This window comes from Gemmatimonadaceae bacterium (assembly GCA_036273715.1).
Classification (GTDB): Bacteria; Gemmatimonadota; Gemmatimonadetes; order Gemmatimonadales; family Gemmatimonadaceae; genus JADGGM01.
Window position 1 is genome coordinate 24,386 of the sequence record DASUHB010000061.1, and the last position, 20,222, is coordinate 44,607.

At 66.5% G+C, this 20,222-nt stretch carries 18 protein-coding genes and 2 tRNA genes; 11 read left to right on the top strand and 9 right to left on the bottom strand.

The window, feature by feature from the left end:
* The first annotated feature begins 6 nt into the window (after window positions 1–6).
* Together VFW04_12610 and VFW04_12615 are read left to right on the top strand one after the other, a co-directional pair.
* Complete coding sequence (locus VFW04_12610; protein HEX5180168.1) at window positions 7–579, top strand: hypothetical protein; 573 nt, start codon at window positions 7–9, stop codon at window positions 577–579.
* A 797-nt stretch (window positions 580–1,376) separates the two neighbouring features.
* Window positions 1,377–1,556, top strand: coding sequence for a hypothetical protein (locus VFW04_12615; GenBank protein ID HEX5180169.1), 180 nt, complete (start codon window positions 1,377–1,379; stop codon window positions 1,554–1,556).
* 539 nt (window positions 1,557–2,095) lie between these two features.
* Here VFW04_12615 and VFW04_12620 read toward each other — a convergent pair.
* Window positions 2,096–2,169 (bottom strand) — tRNA-Met (locus VFW04_12620).
* A 129-nt stretch (window positions 2,170–2,298) separates the two neighbouring features.
* On the opposite strand from VFW04_12620, the gene panE reads away from it, so the two are divergent.
* The 3 genes from panE to VFW04_12635 all read left to right on the top strand — a co-directional run bounded on the left by panE (window position 2,299) and on the right by VFW04_12635 (window position 5,417).
* Window positions 2,299–3,228: a 2-dehydropantoate 2-reductase gene (panE, locus tag VFW04_12625; protein ID HEX5180170.1), complete on the top strand. Its 930-nt coding sequence runs from the start codon at window positions 2,299–2,301 to the stop codon at window positions 3,226–3,228.
* Between the two features lie 115 nt (window positions 3,229–3,343).
* The gene (locus VFW04_12630; GenBank protein ID HEX5180171.1) at window positions 3,344–4,777 is read left to right on the top strand and encodes an NAD(P)/FAD-dependent oxidoreductase; all 1,434 of its coding nucleotides are present in this window, start codon (window positions 3,344–3,346) and stop codon (window positions 4,775–4,777) included.
* Window positions 4,778–4,814: 37 nt separating this feature from the next.
* Window positions 4,815–5,417: a short chain dehydrogenase gene (locus VFW04_12635; GenBank protein ID HEX5180172.1), complete on the top strand. Its 603-nt coding sequence runs from the start codon at window positions 4,815–4,817 to the stop codon at window positions 5,415–5,417.
* A 194-nt stretch (window positions 5,418–5,611) separates the two neighbouring features.
* Here VFW04_12635 and VFW04_12640 read toward each other — a convergent pair.
* Window positions 5,612–5,685, bottom strand: a tRNA-Met gene (locus VFW04_12640).
* Between the two features lie 252 nt (window positions 5,686–5,937).
* Between VFW04_12640 and VFW04_12645 the strand changes: the two genes are divergently transcribed.
* Window positions 5,938–7,512, top strand: coding sequence for a hypothetical protein (locus VFW04_12645; protein ID HEX5180173.1), 1,575 nt, complete (start codon window positions 5,938–5,940; stop codon window positions 7,510–7,512).
* Between the two features lie 138 nt (window positions 7,513–7,650).
* Complete coding sequence (locus VFW04_12650; protein ID HEX5180174.1) at window positions 7,651–8,364, top strand: Crp/Fnr family transcriptional regulator; 714 nt, start codon at window positions 7,651–7,653, stop codon at window positions 8,362–8,364.
* 67 nt (window positions 8,365–8,431) lie between these two features.
* On the opposite strand, the gene VFW04_12655 is transcribed toward VFW04_12650, so the two are convergent.
* The 4 genes from VFW04_12655 to thiL are packed head-to-tail and all read right to left on the bottom strand — an operon-like array spanning window position 8,432 to window position 11,756.
* A complete protein-coding gene (locus tag VFW04_12655) occupies window positions 8,432–8,752 on the bottom strand; it encodes a septum formation initiator family protein (protein ID HEX5180175.1) in 321 nt (106 codons plus the stop codon).
* Window positions 8,749–10,032 (bottom strand): phosphopyruvate hydratase, encoded by a 1,284-nt coding sequence (gene eno, locus VFW04_12660; protein ID HEX5180176.1) that lies wholly within the window; start codon window positions 10,030–10,032, stop codon window positions 8,749–8,751. Before eno ends, VFW04_12655 begins: the two co-directional genes overlap by 4 nt.
* Before the next feature lie 36 nt (window positions 10,033–10,068).
* Window positions 10,069–10,818 carry a lysophospholipid acyltransferase family protein gene (locus VFW04_12665; GenBank protein HEX5180177.1) on the bottom strand — a complete coding sequence of 250 codons (750 nt, stop codon included), beginning with the start codon at window positions 10,816–10,818 and terminating at the stop codon, window positions 10,069–10,071.
* A 2-nt stretch (window positions 10,819–10,820) separates the two neighbouring features.
* Window positions 10,821–11,756, bottom strand: coding sequence for a thiamine-phosphate kinase (thiL, locus tag VFW04_12670; GenBank protein ID HEX5180178.1), 936 nt, complete (start codon window positions 11,754–11,756; stop codon window positions 10,821–10,823).
* Window positions 11,757–12,260: 504 nt separating this feature from the next.
* Here thiL and VFW04_12675 point away from each other — a divergent pair.
* Entirely contained in the window at window positions 12,261–12,887 is a 627-nt protein-coding gene (locus tag VFW04_12675) for a DUF4142 domain-containing protein (protein ID HEX5180179.1), read from the top strand.
* 152 nt (window positions 12,888–13,039) lie between these two features.
* Here the strand turns inward: VFW04_12675 and VFW04_12680 are convergent, their stop codons facing one another.
* Window positions 13,040–14,398: a glucoamylase family protein gene (locus tag VFW04_12680; GenBank protein HEX5180180.1), complete on the bottom strand. Its 1,359-nt coding sequence runs from the start codon at window positions 14,396–14,398 to the stop codon at window positions 13,040–13,042.
* Window positions 14,395–15,819, bottom strand: a complete 1,425-nt coding sequence (locus VFW04_12685; protein ID HEX5180181.1) for a glycosyl hydrolase — start codon at window positions 15,817–15,819, stop codon at window positions 14,395–14,397. Before VFW04_12685 ends, VFW04_12680 begins: the two co-directional genes overlap by 4 nt.
* Window positions 15,820–15,990: 171 nt before the next feature.
* On the opposite strand from VFW04_12685, the gene VFW04_12690 reads away from it, so the two are divergent.
* The 3 genes from VFW04_12690 (at window position 15,991) to pgm (ending at window position 19,535) form a co-directional block, all read left to right on the top strand.
* The gene (locus tag VFW04_12690) at window positions 15,991–17,091 is read left to right on the top strand and encodes a glucose 1-dehydrogenase (GenBank protein HEX5180182.1); all 1,101 of its coding nucleotides are present in this window, start codon (window positions 15,991–15,993) and stop codon (window positions 17,089–17,091) included.
* Window positions 17,092–17,173: 82 nt separating this feature from the next.
* The gene (locus tag VFW04_12695; GenBank protein HEX5180183.1) at window positions 17,174–17,839 is read left to right on the top strand and encodes a ferritin-like domain-containing protein; all 666 of its coding nucleotides are present in this window, start codon (window positions 17,174–17,176) and stop codon (window positions 17,837–17,839) included.
* Window positions 17,840–17,873: 34 nt separating this feature from the next.
* Window positions 17,874–19,535 (top strand): phosphoglucomutase (alpha-D-glucose-1,6-bisphosphate-dependent), encoded by a 1,662-nt coding sequence (gene pgm / locus VFW04_12700; protein ID HEX5180184.1) that lies wholly within the window; start codon window positions 17,874–17,876, stop codon window positions 19,533–19,535.
* Here the strand turns inward: pgm and VFW04_12705 are convergent.
* Window positions 19,532–20,222: hypothetical protein (locus tag VFW04_12705; GenBank protein ID HEX5180185.1), on the bottom strand; the 691-nt coding region annotated here is incomplete at its 5' end. The genes pgm and VFW04_12705 overlap by 4 nt on opposite strands.

Below are 20,222 nucleotides of genomic sequence, written 5' to 3' on the forward strand. Positions count from 1 at the left end.
GGACCCATGTCATCGCGCCTGTGGTTGTGCCAGGGAGTCGCTGCTGCACTCGCCGTATCGATGGCCATCGCGTGCACGGACGTCAATCGCCCCACTGGCCTAACGGCTAACGCCGTCGACCGGAATGCCGCTGCGCAACGGACCGTGAAGGTGAACATTCTCGACAACTGCGACAGCGCCACGTACAACGCCGCCGTGGGACCGGGCACGTGCGATCGGGCCGGGGGCATCAAGTTCCCGCAGTTCATCAATCTCGTCGGGGCGCATCAGGCGCTCGCCTCGTACCGGTTCGCGCCGGCCGGCTTCACCGTGCACGTGGGGCAGACGATCGCCGCGATGAACATGGGCGGCGAGACCCACACGTTCACGCGGGTGTCGAGTTTCGGCGGCGGCCTGGTTCCCCTCCTCAACCAGCTGTCGGGGAACAATACGGTGGTGCCCGAGTGCCTAACGATTCCCGGGAGCGAGTTCCTGGCGCCCGGCCAGACGGACGTGGAGTCGGTGGACGCGCCCGGCACGGCGTTGTTCCAGTGCTGCATCCATCCCTGGATGCGCGCGGTGGTCCAGGTCGTGCCCTGAACGCGCCGCCGCACGCCGGAGAACGCGGACGTGCGCGAGGCGCGCGCTTCCGCGTTCGCACATCAGCCGCCGCACGCCGGCACGACTAGCGTGTTGCATTCGGGCGGCGCAAGAGAAGCGCGCGCACGAACGGACACCGCGCAACCACGCGCCGATACTCACGCGCGGGACGCTCGAGCGCTGCGCAGTCGAGCAGATCCCCGTAGCCGCGTCCGCGTTGGTCGCGCCGGACCTCCGTGTGGATCAACCACGTCCTTGGAGCTCGTCGCGCGACAAGTAGGCCATCGCGACGTGGCATAGCTGGTCAGCATCGCGACACACCATACTCTTTCAATTCCGCGGCGAGCCGTGCTCCTCGGTGGCGCCCGCCCGTGGCTTACGTTCCGCTCATCGGGCCTAACGGCTCGATCGGCACGTGAAGCCCAATCGCTCTGTGAAAGATCTGCGAACCAAGCTTTCTGTTATCTCCGTCACTCACAATAGCCTTTCGGTCCGCCAGGATGTGGCTGCGCTCCGCGACATCAAGATTGGGTGACGTTCCACCACACCGGAATCAACGTGCCGCCGCCGGAGCTGATCTCGCGGCCCAGGACAACGCAACGGTTAGGCGAACTGATCCAATCCGCGGAGGGCGACTTGCGCTTGGGATACACGGCGTGCACATTCGCGCCCTAGCACATTCCCTTCACAGCGAGATCTACATGAGCCAGCCCAGCGTAGCATCGCCAACTGCACCAGCAGCAGCGACGCCATCGTCGGGGCTACCAGCGACGCGCTCAAGCTACGGAAGCACAGCCGTGTGTCTGCTCGTCGGGATCATTCTTGTGATCGCCGGCCTTTACAACCTCGTGCTCAATCCCAGCGGCGACAACCCGCTGTCCGGCGGGGCGGTAAACCTTCAGGCCCTGTTTATGGGAATGACGTTCTTCATATCGGGATGCATCTTTCTCGCCGCCGTCTGGCGACCGCGCCCATAGGCGGCCCGTCGAACGAATTGGGTAACGCCTCCTAAACGGCGAGGATCGCACCCGGCGCCTAGGGGAGCTCGAGCACCACGCGCCTTACGTGAATCGTGCACCGGGCGCACATGTCGAGCGAGATGCGTGACGGTAGAAGTAACTCGTGGTATCCCAGATCCTTGCGATGCGGAGATCCGAAGGGGATGTAAAGCCAGGCCTGCATTGGCTCGGTGTCGCTCGGCGCCTCGAACGTTAGGCGGCGCTATTCGGTCCGCGTGAGTGTGTGGGCGCGCTGAACGCCGGCCGCGTTCACGAAATGCCGCGCATGGACGCCGGGCGGCTCGAGCGCGAGGCGCTTACGCCCGGACGGCCCGAACAGGCAAGCATGCACGCGCCACCGCAAGCCGGCCGAGGGGTGGAGTACGCGCAGTCAGGATCGTTGCGCTCAAGTCTCACGACGCGGTCGCGAGACGGCTCGCGAAGTCGGTGATCGCCGTGGTGGGTCGCGCATCTCGAAGCGACACGAGCCAACCAGTGCTAACTGATTGGCCCGCAAGTAGCAGGGGCGGGACTCGAACCCGCGACCCCGGCATTATGAGTGCCGTGCTCTAACCAGCTGAGCTACCCTGCCCCGTTCGCGTACCGTAAACCTGAAACCTACCCACCATAAATTGCGCACGCAACGCGCAGCTGGCCCACCACGCTGCGCTCCGCGCCCATGCATACCTTTCTTCCCCACTCCGCACACCGACTCGGATCGATGCGCATTCTCGTGGTCGGCGCCGGCGCAGTCGGCGGATACTTCGGCGGCAGACTCCTCGAGGCCGGCCGCGACGTCACCTTCCTCGTCCGCCCGCACCGCGCCGCCGAGCTCGCGCGCACGGGCCTCGTGATCCGGAGCCGGTTAGGCAACGTCCGACTCGGTGCGCCCACCGTCACCGCCGACGCGCTCGCGACGCCGTATGATCTGATCCTCCTCAGCTGCAAAGCCTACGACCTGGACGACGCCATGGCCTCGTTCGCGCCCGCGGTCGGGCCCGACACCGCCATTCTCCCGTTGCTGAACGGCATGCGACACCTCGACGCCCTCGATGCACGCTTCGGAGCGGCGCACATCCTCGGCGGCCTGTGCTTCATTTCCGCGACGCGCAGCCCGCAGGGCGACATCATTCACCTCAACGAGAACCACACCCTCCCGTTCGGCGAGCGCGACGGCGCGCACTCATCGCGCATCGAGCGCATCTCCGGCGCCTTTGCCGGCGCCGCGTTCGACGCGCGCGCCACGAACACCATCGTACAGGAAATGTGGGAGAAGTGGGTCTTCATCGCCGCCGGCGCCGGCCTAACGTGCCTCATGCGCGCGACCGTGGGCGACGTCGTCGCCGCGGGCGGCGCGGACGTCGCGGTGGCGCTGCTCGATGAATGCGCGGCCATCGCGAAGCACGCGGACGTCCCGGTGCGGCCAGAGGCGATGGAGCGGGGCCGCGCGACGTTCACCGCGCCCGGGTCGACGCTCGCGGCATCGATGCTCCGCGACATGGAATCAGGCGGGCGCACCGAAGCCGACCACGTGATCGGGGCGCTCCTCCGGCTCGCACCAGATCCGGCCCGCTGTCCCCTGCTCCGACTCGCCCTCCTGCACCTCCAGAGCTACGAAGCCCGCCGCGCGCGCGAACGACCGGCCACCTGAGCGGCGCCGCTGGTATCTCGGCCCCGGCCAGGCCAGTTTGCGAATACCGAGCGCGCGCGGCGGCCCCTGCCGCATGCGTGCCAGCCGTCGATAGCTCGATCGCGGAGATGCACCCATGCCCAACGCTACCAACAGCGCGTCCACAGCCCTCGGCGCTCCGACTCGCATCCTCATCCTGGGCGGCGGGTTCGCCGGCGTCATCGCCACCCGGCGCCTCGAAAAGCTGCTCGGCAGGCGACGCGACGTGGAAGTCGTCCTCGTCAGCCGCGACAATTTCTTCCTCATCACGCCGTTCCTCTTCGAGGCGTGCTCGGGCACGCTCGAGCTGCGCCACTGCTCGCAGCCCATCCGGCCGTTCCTCCGGCGCGCGACATTCATCGAGGCCACGGTGGGCCGGATCGACCTCGACCGGCGCATCGTGTCGCTCACCGTGCCGGAAGGCACCGCGCAGGACCTCTCGTTCGACCACCTGGTGCTTGCGTTAGGCGCAAAGACCAACGAGCGGCTCATCCCCGGATCCGCGCAGGCGTTCACGTTCAAGACGGTCGCCGATGCGATCGTCCTCCGCAACCACCTGATCGAGCGGTTCGAGCGCGCCGATGTCGAAACCGACCCGGAGCGCAAACGCGAGCTCCTCACCGTCGTCCTGATCGGCGCGGGCCTCGTCGGCACGGAGCTCACCGGCGAGCTCACCGCGTTCGTCGATGAGATCGTCCGCTGGTACCAGAATGTACGCCGCGACGAGGTGCACTTTCACCTCATCGAGGCCGGCCCGCGCATCCTCGGCGAAGTGGACCCGGCGCTGGCGGCGCACGCGGCCAAAGTCTTGACGAAACGCGGCGTCGACATCCGAACGCACACCCCGGTCAAGCGCATCGACCAGGACCGCATCACGATGGCCGACGAGGTGATCAAGGCCAGCACCATCGTGCTCTCGGCGGGCATCGAGCCGCATCCGCTCGTCGCATCGCTTCCGGTGGAGAAGGACCGGCACGGCCGCATCATCGTCGAAGCGTCCATGCGCAGCGCGGCCCGCCCGTCGCTCTGGGGACTGGGCGACTGCGCCGCGATACCGGACCCGAGCGGCAAACCGTATCCGTCGCTCGCCCAACACGCGGTGCGCGAGGCCAAGGTCGTGGCGCACAACATTGCGCGGGCGCTCCGCGGCGAGCCGCCGCGCCCCTTCGTGTACTCGCAGTTGGGCGTGATGGCCGCGCTCGGTCACTTTCAGGCAATCGGCCGCGTCATGGGCATCCCGCTCACCGGATTCCCCGCGTGGTGGACCTGGCGCACGTACTACCTTTTCCAGATGCCGCGGTGGTCGCGCCGGGCTCGCATCATGATCGACTGGACGGTGGCGCTGTTCTTCCGTCCGGACATCGTGAAGGTGGACCTGGCGGTCGAGTCGAGGCAGTTGGAGCGGGCGTGCGCGGCAGGCGCAGACGCGCCGGTGCGGGTGGTGTCGGGCGAGGCGACTCGTCCGCGCCTAACAGAGCACGCCGAGCCGGCGTCGATGGCGGCGGCGCCGGCCAGCCGGCCCGCACCGTGAGCACGACATGGGGACGCATGCACAGGAGGAGGACCGGATGAAGGTGTTACTCATCGGCAGCCATGGCACCATCGGCAAAGCGGTGGCGGCCACCCTCACGCCGACGCACGTGGTGATCGGCGTCAATCATCGGACCAGCGATCTCACGGTCGACCTGGCCGATTCGACGTCGATCCGATCGCTCTTCGAGCACGTCGGCATGGTGGACGCGGTGATCTGCGCCGCCGGCGCGGCGCGGTTCCGTCCGTTAGGCGAGCTCACCGAAGAGGACTTCGTCTTCGGCAACCAAAACAAGTTGATGGGCCAGGTGAACGTCGCACGCCTCGCGCAGGGGTGGCTCGCCGAGCGCGGCTCGATCACGCTCACGAGCGGCGTGCTGGCGCGCGAGCCCATGCCGGGCAGCGCGTCTGTAAGTCTGATCAACGCCGGCATCGAAGGGTTCGTGCGCGCCGCAGCCCTCGAGCTGCGCTCGGGACTGCGCATCAACGCCGTGAGCCCTCCGTGGGTCACCGAAACGGTGCAGGCGATGGGCATGTCGATCGCCGACACGCTGCCCGCGTCGACCGTCGCCAAGGCATACCGGGACAGCGTGCAGGGCACGATGACCGGCCAGATCCTCGACGCCCGGCGCTACGCCTAACGGAATCGGCTTCCGCAGCCCGACCGAACGCGTTCGTCCGACTCGCTGCATCGCTCGGCGCGCGGGACGCGGGCAGTCGTTACGTTGCTGCGCGCGTCCACGGAACACGACGGGCGCGGCAGTGTGCGGCCGAGCGTCGGCCACCGTCCAGCAAGAAAAAAGAGGCGCCCGAGAGGGCGCCTCTTTCTCTTAAATAGCGGGGGCGGGATTTGAACCCGCGACCTTCGGGTTATGAGCCCGACGAGCTACCAGGCTGCTCCACCCCGCGTCAGTGCCCGCAATATCGTGCTGCCCGGTTGGCGAGTCAAGGCGCCCTGAGCGTCGTTCGCCCCACGCAGGCTGTCGAAAAACACACGCCTATCGCCTGCCCCATCCGCACGCTATGTTCTCTATATGACATAGCGGCCCACCTCCGCCTGTCACCTGCGCTTTCCCCGCCGCAGGGTTGATGTGCGCCGGCGCCGATGGCCCCGTCCCAAGCGACGCACTGCATTCTCATCGCGAGAGCGAGGAGGCAACCGTGCGTCGATTGCGCATCACCGTCCTGGATCTCACCACCGAACGGCCCACCCGCGCCATGTATGCGCGGCTCATGAACGCCAACCTCGCCAGCATCATGCCGCAGGCCGTGGCAGTCTGGTGCGAGCAAGCCGGCCACGACGTTCGCTTCATTTGCTATACCGGTTTCGAAGATCTCGCCAGCGAGGTCTTCGCCGAAGCCGATGTCCTGTTCGTCGGCGCCTTTACGCAGGCGGCGCACACCGCGTACGCGATCAGCAACATGCATCGCCGGCGCGGCGCCGTCACCGTCCTCGGCGGGCCGCACGCACGCTGCTACCCCGGCGACGCGGCGCGTCACTTCGACTATGTGTTAGGCTTCACCGACCGCACCGTCATCGACAACGTCCTCCGCGAGTGCATGCCGCAGCGCGCCATGGGCGTCCAATGGAGCGCGGCGCAGCAGCCGCAGTCGCTGCCGAGCGTCGAGGAGCGATGGAAATTCATCGAGCCGACGCTCGCCAAGACGCCGATGCTCAAGATCGTGCCGATGCTCGGCAGCCTCGGATGCCCGTACACGTGCCCCTTCTGCATCGACTCGACCGTCGAATACCAACCGCTCGGCTTCGATCAGATCCGCAGCGACCTGCGCTTTCTGCTCAGCAAGGTCCGGCGGCCGCGAGTCGGTTGGCACGATCCGAACTTCGGCGTCCGATTCGACGACTACATGGGCGCCATCGAAGATGTCGCGCCGCCCGACAGCATCGACTTCTTCGCCGAGAGCAGCTTGTCGCTCCTCTCCGAGCCGCGTCTCGCGCGCCTCAAGAAAAACGGCTTCAAGGCGATCCTGCCCGGCATCGAATCGTGGTTTGCGTTAGGCAACAAGACCAGGACCGGCCGCGATGTCGGGCTGGACAAGGTCAAACGCGTGGCCGAGCACGTGAACATGATTCTGCGCTACGTGCCGTACGTCCAGACCAACTTCGTGCTCGGACTGGACACCGACGAAGGACCGGAGCCGTTCGAGCTCACGAAGCGGTTTCTCGACATGGTGCCCGGCGCGTTTCCGGCGTTCTCGCTGCTCTCGGCGTTCGGGAGCGCCGCGCCGCTCAATCTCGAGCTCCAGCGCGCGGGCCGCGTGCTCCCGTTCCCGTTCCATTTCCTGGACGCGAGCCAGGCCATGAACGTGGTGCCGAAGAACTACGAGTGGACCGCCTTCTACGATAACCTGCTGAGCCTCGAGCGGTACGCGTTCTCGTGGCCGCAGATCGCGCGCCGGTTCCGCGCCAATCAGGGCGCGATTCCCAAGTGGATCAACATCCTGCGCGGCACGTCATCGGAGCGCTTTGGCCGTCTCAAGCAACACGAACGCGTGCGCGCGCTGCTGGATTCCGATGCGAGCGTGCGGAGGTTCTTCGAGCGGGAGACGACGACGGTTCCGCAGCCTTACCTCGACCGCATCGAGAACGACCTGGGACCGCTGTGGTCGTCGCTTCCCAGCGACGGCTTGGAGCACGACCAGAACGAGTATCTCCACACCCAGGCGCGCGCACCATCGTTATCGACGTTGCGCCCGGCTATGGTTCGGATATCGTAGGGCAAGCCTCAATTGGATCGGCGGCGCGCGCGCACGCACGTGCGCGCGCCGTTCATCTCACGACATCGAGATTCGGCGTCGCCGCCTCGTCGCCTGCCGTCAGGTGATTCACCCACGTGTCGCAGGCGAGGAGATCTCGTGCCCACATCCCATACGCCGAGGCGTCTGGAGCAGAACCAACTGCTCCTGGCGCTGCCTCGCGCGGACTACATCGAGCTGCAGGCCGACCTGCAGGACGTCGCGTTGCCGCACGGACATGTGCTGTTCGAAGCGCGCGAGCGGATCTCGCACGTGTACTTCCCGCAACGGTGCGTGATCTCACTGGTTGCGCCGATCGATGGACAGAAAGGCGTGGAAGTGGCGATCGTCGGGAACGAAGGCATGGCGGGCCTGAGCGCGTTCCTCGGCGTCCACACCGCATCGATTCAGGCGGTGATCCAGATACCCGACGCCGCCAGGCGCCTAACGGTCGCCGCGTTTCGCCGCGCGCTCGAGCGCGGCACGGCGATGCGCCGCATCATGCTCCGATACACGGACGCGATGCTGAGCCAGGTCGCGCAGTGCTCGGCGTGCAACCAGCGGCATCGGGTCGTGCAGCGCTGTGCGCGCTGGTTCCTCATGACGCACGACCGCGTGGGCGACGATCAGTTCTCGCTCACCCAGGAATTCCTGGGCCAGATGCTCGATGTCGAGCGGCCGACGGTCTCGGCGGCGGCGCGGCAGCTGCAGGCCGCGGGGGCGATTCGCTACAGCAGGGGTCGCGTCACGGTCACGAGCCGCGCGAGCCTGGAAGAGGCGTCGTGCCCGTGTTACCGCCTGATGTTACAGGATTACGCGCGCGCGTTCGCCTAACGGAATGACGCGCCGGGCGCACCGGCGGGCGTCCCGAATGGCCGGGGCTGCATTGGCCGTCGCGCCATCACGGCTTGGGATGCGCGCTGTCGGCGGGCTCGGCGAACCGGTAGAGAATTTCGTTGTCACCGCGAACCATTCCGAATTGTTCGCGCGCGATGCGCTCCTGCGTGGCCGGGTCCGTCTCGACGGCCTTCTTCACCCGCTCGAGCGAATCGATCTGACGCTGGAGCGTGTCGATCTGCGCGAGCAGATGCTGCTTCCGCGCCCGCTGCTGCAACAGGTCCCACGTCCCGTACTCGCCACCTTGTAACGCGAACAGCGCGCCGCCGACGATGGCCGCGATGGTCACGATCCGCCAGATCGGGAATCGTGGTCGCGTCTTCACAACCCGTAAATCGCTCCGCCCGGATACTCGGCGGATTCGCCGAGCATTTCTTCGATGCGGAGCAGCTGATTGTACTTGGCCACGCGCTCGCCGCGCGATACCGATCCCGTCTTGATCTGGCCCGCGCTGGTGGCCACGGCGAGGTCGGAGATGAACACGTCTTCCGTTTCTCCAGATCGGTGCGAGATGACGGACAAGTAGCCGGCCGAGCGCGCCATCTCGATGGCTTCCAGGGTCTCGGTGAGGGTGCCGATCTGGTTGACCTTGATGAGAATCGCGTTGCCGACGTGGCTCTCGATGCCGCGCGCGAGCCGCGAGGTGTTGGTCACGAAGATGTCGTCGCCGACCAGCTGGACGCGGTCGCCTAACGCAGCGGTGAGCGCGGCCCACCCGTCCCAGTCGTCCTCGGCCAGGCCGTCCTCGATCGAGACGATGGGGAACCGATCGAGCCACCTGGCATAGAGGTCGATCATCGCGTGCGCGTCGAGCGTGCCGGCGCCGCTTTTCTTGAACACGTAGTGTCCGTTCTTGTCGTACAGCTCGCTCGCCGCGGGGTCGAGCGCCAGGGCGACCTGCTTTCCGGGCGCGTACTTGGCGCCTTCGATGGCCTCGATGAGCACGGCCAGCGCGTCTTCGTCGCTTTTGAGATCGGGCGCGAAGCCGCCCTCGTCGCCGACGCCGGTGGCGAGGCCGCGCTTCACGAGCACTTTCTTGAGCGAGTGAAACACCTCGGCGCCCATGCGCAGCGCCTCGGCGAACGTTTCCGCGCCTAACGGAACGATCATGAACTCCTGGAAGTCGACGGTGTTCGTGGCGTGGGCGCCGCCGTTGAGCACGTTCATCATCGGCACCGGCAGCGTACGCGCCATCGGGCCGCCCAGGTAGCGGTAGAGCGGCAGGCCGACGTCGGTTGCGGCCGCGCGCGCAACGGCCATCGAGACGGCCAGCATCGAGTTGGCGCCCAAGCGCTCTTTGTTCGGCGTGCCGTCCAGCGCCAGGAGCGTGTGATCGATCTCGACCTGGTCGGTGGCGTCCAAGCCGCGTACCGCGGGCAGGATGGTTTCCTCGATGTGCTGCACGGCCCGCAGCACGCCCTTGCCGCCATAGCGTTTGGGATCGCCGTCGCGGAGCTCGAGGGCTTCGTGCTCGCCGGTGGAGGCGCCGCTTGGCACCGCGGCGCGGCCCGTGACGCCCGAGTCGAGCACCACGTCGGCCTCGACGGTCGGGTTCCCGCGGCTATCGAGGATTTCCCGCGCCAGTATCTCGATGATCTCTGACATGTCGTCCGTTGATGAGGGTGGCGCCGCGCTGCTCCGTTAGGCGGCGGTCTCCATGGGCGCGCCCGTCGGCGGCACGCCCTTCTCGCCCAGGGCCTGCGCGATGCGCTCCCACACGGTGCGCAGGAGCGCGTCCCGGTCGTCGTACGTCAGACCGGTGGTCGCGATCGGCTCGAGAAACGTGAGCTCGCACGTGCCGGAATGGATGGCGAACTGCCCTTTGCCCTGCACTTCCTTTGTCCCCCAGCTCACGACGGGCACCACCGGCACTTGCGCAGCAATCGCCAGCACGAACGGCCCTTTCTTGAACGGCCGCAGCGCGTACGACCGTCCGCGCGTGCCTTCCGGAAACACGGCCACCGACGTCCCACGCTTGATCTGCTCCGCGGCCTCGGCGTACGTCTGAAACGCAGCCTTCCGATTCTTGCGATCGATGAAGATCGCGGCGACTTCCTTCGCCGCACGCCCGAAGACAGGAATCGACGCGAGCTCCTTCTTCGCCACGAACCGGTAGTGCGGCAGCACGCACGCGAGGCCAAAGATCTCGTACCAGCTCACGTGGTTGGACACGTACATGCGCGCGTCGTTGGGCGCGCCGATGTGCTCGGGATTGCGCACCGTAAGGCGAACCGCCGATGCCCACAGCACCACCTTGGACCAGACGCGCGGCGCGCGGCCCAGAAAGCTGTCCGGCGGAATGTGCACACCGAAGAGCGACAACACGACGATGGGAACGCCGAGCACGATGGTCATGAGGACCATCGTGGGATAGACAATCAGAGCACGCATGCTCACGAAAAGTGGTCGAACCCGCCGCCCGGCGCAACGCGCGCGCCGTGCAGCGTGGCCACGACATCGGCGTCGCCGGCTTCGACGCGTCCGATTGCCGTGAGCGGCAGCTCGAATCGGCGCTCGAACTCCGCGGTGTCGATGTCGCGAGGCGACGCGACCAACAATTCATATTCGTCCCCGCTCCGGGCGGCGGTGTCCGGCGAGAGCCCGCCCAACGTGGGCAGATGATCGAGGGCGATCGCGAGCCGCACGTGCGACGCGGCGGCGATGTGTGCCGCGTCGCTGAGCAGACCATCGGACACGTCGATCGCCGCATGCGCACCGTGCTCGGCGAGCCACCGGGCCTCGCGCACCCTCGGCACCGGATGCGCGACGCGCTCACGATCCGCGGGCGATGGGCGACCGCCGCCTTGCCACGCAGTCAATGCGGCAAGGGGTCCACCGAAGCGCCCGGTGACGAACAACACATCGCCCGGGCGCGCGCCGTTGCGACGCAACGGATTGACCGCGGCGCCGAGCACGGTGATGGCAATGCACAACTCGCGAGCGCCGGTGAGATCGCCGCCCGCGATGTGAGCGGACGTCGCACGGGCTGCGTCAGCCAACCCGTCGGCAAGGTCGAGTATGTCGCCGAGCCACGCGTCAGGGATGGACAACGAGACGAGCATTGCCAGCGGGTCCGCGGCCATCGCCGCCAGATCGCTCAGTGCTGCTGCTGCGACGCGCCACCCGATCTCGCGCGGCGTGAGCCAGTCGCGGCGAAAATGGACGCCGTCGACGGCGCTGTCCGCGCTGACCACCAGCTGATGTCCGGGCGGCACGTCGATGAGCGCCGCATCATCGCCGATTCCGTGCGCCGCGTCGCCCCATCGTTGCTCGAGGGCGCGCACGAGGTCGAATTCCTTTCCGGGGCCGAGCGGGATGTCGTCGCGCATTCGGATCACAAGCTAACGTCCCGCGCCATCCGTAGTGGAGCTTCTTCGTTTTTCGGAAACGAACGGCGCGCACGCCGACCAGCGCGGGGGCGTCTTGATCCCGTCTTCCGTGCACGCCATGCTTCCCGCGGCGGCTTCGGCGTCCGGCGCTCTCGTCCCACCGCCTAACGCGGAGCACACGCATGACCGACGCAGAAACCGCGGAGCAGGACGTGCGACGCTCGAGTGACGCCGAAGTCGATGCCTTTCTGGGTCGTGACTCGGGGGATGTGGGGCGGAACGATGCCGCTCGCCGGAAAAGCGCAGCATCTTCGGTTTACGGCCGTGTGGATGCAACACGACGGGCGGTGGCAGGAGGTGATCCGGCACGCGAAGGTCGTTTGATCACCGTACGCGGCGCGCTCGACGCGTCGGCTAACACCGTTGGTTCGCCGCGCACGGTGCACCTCTTGCGTCGCGTTAGGTGCGGGATTTTTCACGCACGATCGACCATCCGGAGGCTGTATGCGACTCGCTCGCCGGCGGTACACCGAACTCTCGTTTCTCGTGTTTGCTTCCCTGGCGCTGATCGCCTGCAAAGGCAAAGAAAGCGCGTCTACAGCCGACACGACCTCAGCAGCGGCGCCTGCCGCGGCAGCGGACACAACGGCGCCCGCAGCGGCGCCAGCCTCGCCTACGGCGACGACGCTTTCGGATGCCAACATCGTCGCCTTGCTCGATGAGGTGAACATGGCCGACAGCATGCTCGGCGCGGCCGCGCTTCCGAAAGCAACGAACTCGCAAGTGAAGCAATTCGCCAAGTTGATGATGGGCGAGCATCACGCGCTGCGCGTCAAAGGCCAGCTGCTCGCGAAGGCGCAGAACATCACTCCGGAGAAGCCGGCGCAAGACCCGTTCACGAGCGCGGTGCAGAACGAACAGTCAGCGCTCGGGTCGGCCGCCAAGGGTCACGCCTACGATTCGACGTACATCGCCAACGAGGCGGGCATTCACCAGGCAGTAATCGCCTGGGCGGACTCGGCGGAAAATCAAGCACAGAATCAGGCGCTCAAGGATCTGATCAAGGCCGCGGGGCCGGTCTTACAGAAGCACCTCGATCGCGCGCAGGCAATCCAGAAGGTGCTGCACTAGCGGACGCGTTAGGCCGGGGCGAGCGCTCGACGGCGCCGCCCCGGAGGATCCCCTGTCAATGCTGGCGCTGCGCGCGCGTCGTTCGTGACGCGAACGTCTTACACACGAGCGTGGCAAAGAACATCCGGCGAGACGCGGGCCTGCGACAACCGCTACGTGTCTTCATGCCCGCGGTTCAGGAGCCACCCACCGGTGAAGCCGGCCCGACGCAATCCGGCGCGTACGTATGGACATGACCGCATGAGTCGCCAGATCAGTCCCGATCGGAAGTTCTCGACCATGAGTCCGGCCGGCCCCTGATTGATGGCATAGTCTCGCGGCGAAATCCATCCCGGTCCGCCCCGTGATGTGCGGAACGATGGATTGATGCTGCACATGTAACCGTAGCTCCGCTTGGGTCCGGGATAGGTGGCGTGCACCGACTGTAACGTCGGCAGCACGATCTCCGGCGCGAACGGGAGTGAAGCGGCCACGGCCCACGGCGACAACGTGCCGTCGTCCGGGCCATACGGGACGCCGCGCGCATGATAGCCGTAGAACCTTCGCGGCGCCCCGTGCACGGTGCGCGTGGCGTTGCCAGGTCCGTCGCTCGCCGTCACGCCCCACCACGTGTCCCCGTACCAGTCGAAACGCCGCGGATTCCTAACGGCATATGCGCGCTGTACGTACGTGGCCCGCCGGCTGTTCTCGAAGTAGTCGATGCCCTTGCCGCGCATGTACGCGTCACGAATACCGCGGAAATCGATCCAAATGTGACTCAGATGGTGAATGAACAGGGGACCGGCGTGTACGTAGTCGCTGCCGTACGCCCGCACCCATCGGTACGTCGCGGTCCATCGCGCGTAGCAATCTCGCGGCAGCGCATGGGTGGGCGAGCCGAGCCCCAGCACGTAGAGCAACAAGGCTTCGGTGTATCCCCGCCACCGGTACGGCAGAAACCGCCCGCCATTCTCCGGCTTCCATCCCATCGAGACGGCGCGGCCGGCGTTGAGCGCCCACCGCCAGTCCACCCGCCGATAAATATCGTCGCCTAACGACCTGATTTCCCGTTCGTGCGGCGTGTTTCGGTCAAAGTACGCGGCGGCGGACAGAATGCCGGCCAGCGCGATGGCAGTGTCGATGGTCGAGAGCTCGCACTTCCACACGCGGCGGCCGGTGGCCATGTCGAGGAAGTGGTAAAAGAAGCCGTGCGCTCCGGTCGCGTCGGCGGCATCGCCCTGCGGCGCGTTCCAGAGGAAGCGCAGGGCCGTGCGCGTCCGGCTGGCTGCCTCGCGGCGCGCCATGTAGCCGCGCTCCACCGCGGCCGTGTAGGCGCTCAGCGCGAACCCGGTGCCGGCAACTGAGGCCGGCGACTCACGATCGGTGTTGTCCCGCACCAGCCCGGTGGCGGGATTGACCTCGTGGTCGAAGTACGCGATCGCCTTGCGCTCGACGTCCTCCAGCATGGCCTCGTACGGCGCATCATGCTGTTGGGCATTGGCGAGAGCTACGTCTCGGCGCAGCTCCCTCAAGTGGAAGAGACCGGCGTGCCGAGCGTGAGGGTGACGGCCGCGACAGCGTGTGGAGGAATGTCGAGCTCGATCAGCAGGGCGCCTTCTTCGACACGCCATCGCTGCGGTTCGGCGACGAGCCGGGACGCATGGTGCAAGTGCTCCACGTCGGCAGCCGACGGATAGGCAGGCGATCCCATGGCGAGCCACGCCGCCTTCGCATTCGCGTGGTCCGCGTCGATGCGCTGCACGAACGCATTCGTTGGGCGAGGCGCTCCTTCGAGGCGCACCCGCACGTGCTCACACGCGATCGGATGACGCGGCAAGGCGTGGTTCGTTAGGACCACAGTAAGGCGTTGTGCGCCGGGATCGCGCGCGACCCAGACATCGACTGTCGGATGGATGTCGGTCAGCGAGGCGACGAGCTCCGTGCCCAGATGGTGCAGCACCTCGAAGGCCCGATACGACGGTTTCGCGACTCCTTGGAGCGTGAGGAGTCCGAATCCGCCCTGAAATGGAATGGATGGAAAGTAGTTCTCCTCGAAAACGTCGCTGAAGGTCCAGTAGCTGTAGCCGTCCACCAGTCCGGTGGCTTCGAGCATCGTCTTCACGATTACTGCTGCCGCGTATGGTTCGTCGTGCATTGGATCGCGCGGGTTGGACGACGTGTTCCACTCGGTGTAGTACAGCGGCTTGCCCCGTGCTTGTCCGTGAACGCGGGCAGCTCGATCGCGAAGCACGCTGCGCTCGCTCGCGGCGAGCTGTGCCTCCGTGTCATCGCCCGGCTTGCCGAATGCGTCCGTGGGATAGTGGTGCGTGCTCACGAAGTCGGCCGCTACGCCGGCCTTTTCCGTGAAGTCCAGGAACTCGTCGATCCACGCGTCGTCCGCGGTCGCCGGCCCGCCCACGCGAAGCGCCGCATCCACGCTCTTGAGCGCGGCCGCGGTATGACGATAGAGCGTGAAGTAGTCCTGCTCCGTCCCCGTCCAGAAGGCGGGCAAGTTAGGCTCGTTCCACACTTCGAAGAACCACGTCCGCACTTCCGCCACACCGTATCGAGCCACGCTCTCTGCCGCGAACTTGCGGATGAGCGTTTCCCACGCCCCATAGTCTCGCGGCGGCGTGACGTTGCCCCGGTAGTGAAAGACGGTCGTGCTTCCCGACGCGAGGATCGTCGGCATGAAGCTCAGCTCGACGAACGGACGCATTCCGGAAGCGAGCAGTGCGTCCCAGATCTGAAAGGCATTGAAGAACGAGTACACCAATTTGTCGAGCTCGCCGACGAGCGTCCCCACATCGTCGCAGAGCAGTCCGTGGAACCGCACGTGGCGGATGCCTAACTCGTCATGGCAGCGTTTGAGCTGCGCCTGATAGTCCGCGCGCAAGGCGAGCGGGGCATGTCCGCTCCCGACGGTGTGTTCCCACACATGTCGCAGCGGCACGCCCGGCGCCCTCACGTTGCACCGTAGCTCGACCGCGCTCACCGTGCGATCTCGTCGGCCCTACGAACTGTGCGCATGATGTTGGGGTTCGGGTCGCACGTCAAAGCGGCTCCCGAAGAATCATCTTGCACGCTTCGTTCCGCGGGCAAGGTTCCTGCGGCGAAGCAGCGCATGAAAGCGATTGCCATCGTTCCCGGTAAGGCAGGCGCCGAGCTGGCGGAACGAGCTGAGCCTCCGGTCGGCGCGCCTGATGAGATCAAGGTCAGGATCATTCGCGTAGGCATTTGCGGCACGGACCGGGAGGAAGTGTCCGGGGGACGTGCCACGGCGCCCGACGGTCAGCATGACCTGGTGATCGGCCACGAGATGTTCGGTCAGGTAGTCGAGGTCGGCTCCGCGGTGACCCGGGCGACGAACGGCGACTACGTGGTGTTCACCGTGCGGCGAGGTTGCGGTCAATGCTTTTCATGTCTCGCGAGCCGTTCGGACATGTGTCAAACAGGGAAATACCGCGAGCGGGGCATAAAGGGATTGGACGGCTATCAAACGGAGTACGTGGTTGACAAGGAACAGCACGTCATCGTCGTGGCTCCCGAGCTCGCCTCGATCGCCGTGCTGATGGAACCGCTCTCGATCGTCGAGAAGGCGATCGATGACGCGATTCGGCTTCAAAGCATGCGCTGCCCCGAACCGGCGATCACTCCTGCGTGGCTGTTGGGACGCTGCTGTCTGGTGGCGGGATTGGGACCGGTGGGGTTGCTTGCGGCGATGGTCCTGGTGCTGCGAGGCGCCAATGTGTACGGACTCGACGTGCTCGATAGCGCGAGCGCGCGCCCGAAATGGCTCACGGGAATTGGCGGGCACTACGTGGACGGCCGCCGGGTGCCGGCGGATCAAGTGCGCGACAAGGTGGGCGCCATGGACGTGATCCTCGATGCCAGCGGCATCGCGGCCCTCGAGTTCAATCTCCTGGACGCGTTGGCGCTGAACGGGGTCTACGTGGTGACGGGAATTCCGGGCGGCGATCGGCCGCTGCAGGTCGCCGGCGCCGAATTGATCCGGCGGCTGGTCATGAGCAACCAGGTCATGTTCGGCAGCGTGAATGCGGCGCACGGCCATTTTCAGATGGCGGCGGAAGATTTAGCGCGCGGGCATCGCCGCTGGGGTGGACACCTTGGCGCCCTGATTACACGGCATCACCGTCCGAGTCAGTTCGCGGAGGCCTTCGGCGATCGTCCGTCCGATTCGATCAAAGAAGTGATCGAGTGGTGAGAGGCCCCATTGTTGCGTGACCCCATGGTGCGCGACGATCGCCGGCCGCACGCGTCGCGACTAACACTCGCCAGGAGATCGCATGGAACTCACTTCACTCGAGGAGCTCTACGTGGAGGAGCTCAGAGGTCTGTACGGCGCCGAGAAGCAGATCATGCGGGCGCTGCCCAAGATGATCAAGGCGGCGTCGCACCGAGATCTCAAGCGTGCCTTCACCACGCATGAGCGGCAAACGCGCGGCCACGTGACGCGGCTCGAGCGCATCTTCAAGCAGCTCGGCGAGCGTCCGAAAGCCCAGAAGAGTATCGGGATGGAAGGGCTGCTGGAGGAAGGTGCCGCGCTGATCAAAGTGAAGCCATCGCCCGAGGTTCTGGATGCGGGGCTCATCACCAAAGCGCAACGTGTAGAGCATTACGAGATGGCGTGCTACGGCACGGTCCGCACCTATGCCGCGTTGCTCGGACGGGACGACCACCGCCGACTGCTTCAACAGACGCTCGATGAGGAGCGTGAGACGGACAAGTTGCTAACGGACCTCGCGGAGCGTTCGATCAATTCCGACGCCGACGTCCAAGTACCCGCGGCGCGCGCGGCGAAGAGCGCTGCGCGGCGGCGCACGCGGCGAGCCGACGCGGAGGTGGGCCTGCTGAGCGTGGACGAGGCAGTGGCCCTCGATCCGACGCCCGCCGGCTGGGCCGCGCGCATCCGGGCGGAAGCCGGTCCATCGGATCGCGGCCCGGTGCGCTGAGGGAGGAGATGGGCGGACCGCGCGGCAGGATCCGGTGACGACGCCGATCAGCCCGCTTGCGGGCCAGCTTGCTCAGGCCGCACAGCTGGTTGATGTCTCGCGGCTCATCGATGCCTACTATCGCCTAACGCCGGACCCGGCAGTGCTCGCCCAACGGGTTGCGTTCGGCACATCCGGGCATCGCGGCTCGTCGTTCGACGCCACGTTCAACGAGGCGCACGTACTGGCGATCACGCAGGCGATCTGCCGCTCCCGCCACGATCGTGGCGTCGATGGGCCGCTCTTCCTCGGTATCGACACGCATGCGCTGTCGGTGCCGGCGTTCCGGAGCGCGCTCGAGGTGCTGGCCGCCAATCGCGTCGACGTGATGATCGCTCCGGATGGTGAATTCACGCCGACGCCGGCCGTGTCGCACGCGATCCTTGCCTACAACCAGCGACGGACGCACGGCCTGGCCGATGGCATCGTGGTGACGCCGTCGCACAACCCGCCCGACAACGGCGGTTTCAAGTACAATCCGCCTAACGGCGGACCGGCACCGGCCGGCGTCACCGATCCGATCGAAGCCACGGCCAACGCGCTGCTCGAGGGCGCGTTGCGCGACGTGCGCCGGCTCCCGTTCGAGCAGGCGTGTCGCGCCGCGACGACCCACGCGCACGATTTCCTGACGCCGTACGTGAACGACCTCGGCGGCGTGGTCGACCTCGAGGTCGTGCGGGCTTCCGGCATCCGCATGGGCGTCGACCCGTTAGGCGGAGCGGGCGTCCACTACTGGCCGAGGATCGCCGAGCGGTACCGACTCGATCTGTGTGTCGTGAGCGAAGAGGTCGATCCCACGTTTCGCTTCATGACGCTCGACTGGGACGGCCGTATTCGCATGGATCCGTCCTCGCCGTACGCCATGCAGCGATTGATCGCCCGCAAAGACCGCTTCGACGTGGCGTTCGCCTGCGACACCGATCACGACCGGCACGGCATCGTCACCCCGGCCGACGGCTTGCTCCCGCCTAACCACTACCTGGCGGCGATGGTCGACTATCTGTTCCGGCATCGGCCGGAGTGGAGCACCGGCGCCGCGGTCGGAAAGACCATGGTGAGCAGCGCGCTGATCGACCGGGTGACGCGCAGCATCGGCCGCGCGCTCTACGAGGTGCCGGTCGGGTTCAAGTGGTACGCCGACGGCCTGTTCGACGGCTCGCTGGCGTTCGCCGGCGAGGAAAGCGCCGGCGCGTCGTTCGCCCGAATCGACGGACGGGTGTGGACGCCCGACAAGGATGGCATCGTGCCGGCGCTCTTGTCGGCCGAAATCACCGCGCGTACGGGCCGGGATCCGGGCGAGCTGTACCGTGACCTTGCGCGTGCGTTAGGCGAAGCCGCCGATGATCGAGTCGACGAGCCGGCTACGGTCGATCAGAAGAAGAGGCTGGCGACGCTTTCGCCGCAGCAGATACGAATCACCAAGCTCGCCGGAGAGGTCGTGACCGGAGTGATGGACCGCGCGCCGGGCAATGGCGCGCCGCTGGGCGGCATCAAGGTGGTGGCCGAGAACGGCTGGTTCGCGGCGCGGCCGTCAGGGACCGAGGACCTCTACCGGATCTACGCGGAGAGCTTCCAGGGCGCGGGCCATCTGCGGAGCATCCTGCGCCAGGCACAGGACATCGTCGACCACGCGTTGGGAGCGGCGGCAATCGGTTAGGCATTTGCCTCGCGCGAACGACCACCACGTTTCGGTTGGGCCGCAATGTCCGGCATGTACGCGAGCTCCGGTCGCGGCCGCGGCTGCCCGCCGTCGAGCGCCATCTTCAGGACCTGCGCAAGGTGCATCGCCTGCCGGTCCGTCGTCTGCGCGATCTGCTCCCGACAACTGAATCCGTTGCTCACAATCAAGGTATCGAGCGCGGCGTCACGGACCTTGGGCAGCAACACGCGCTCTCCGCACTTGATCGACACATCGTAGTGGTCGCCCTTCTCGAATCCGAAGGCCCCGCACATCCCGCAGCATCCCGAATCCAGCACCGTGTAATCCAGTCCGACCTTCGTGAGCAGCGTCGTCTCGCTGTCGAAGTCGAGCACCGCCTTCTGGTGGCAGTGACCGTGCACGAGCGCCTTGGCGTGCAACGCGGGGATCGCGAACGCAGGCGCCTTCGAGGCGAGAAACTCGCTCAAGAGGAGCGTCTGCTTGCTCAGGCGGCGCGCGTCGTCATCGTCAGGAAGCAGATTCCCCATCTCGTCTCGGAATACCGATACGCAGCTCGGCTCGAGCCCAACCACGCACACACCGGCGCGAATCTCAGCGCGCAGCGTGTCGAGAATCCGGTGCAGCATCCGCTTCGCGAGATCCAGCATGCCGTAGTCGTAGAGCGGCCGCCCGCAACACAGCGAG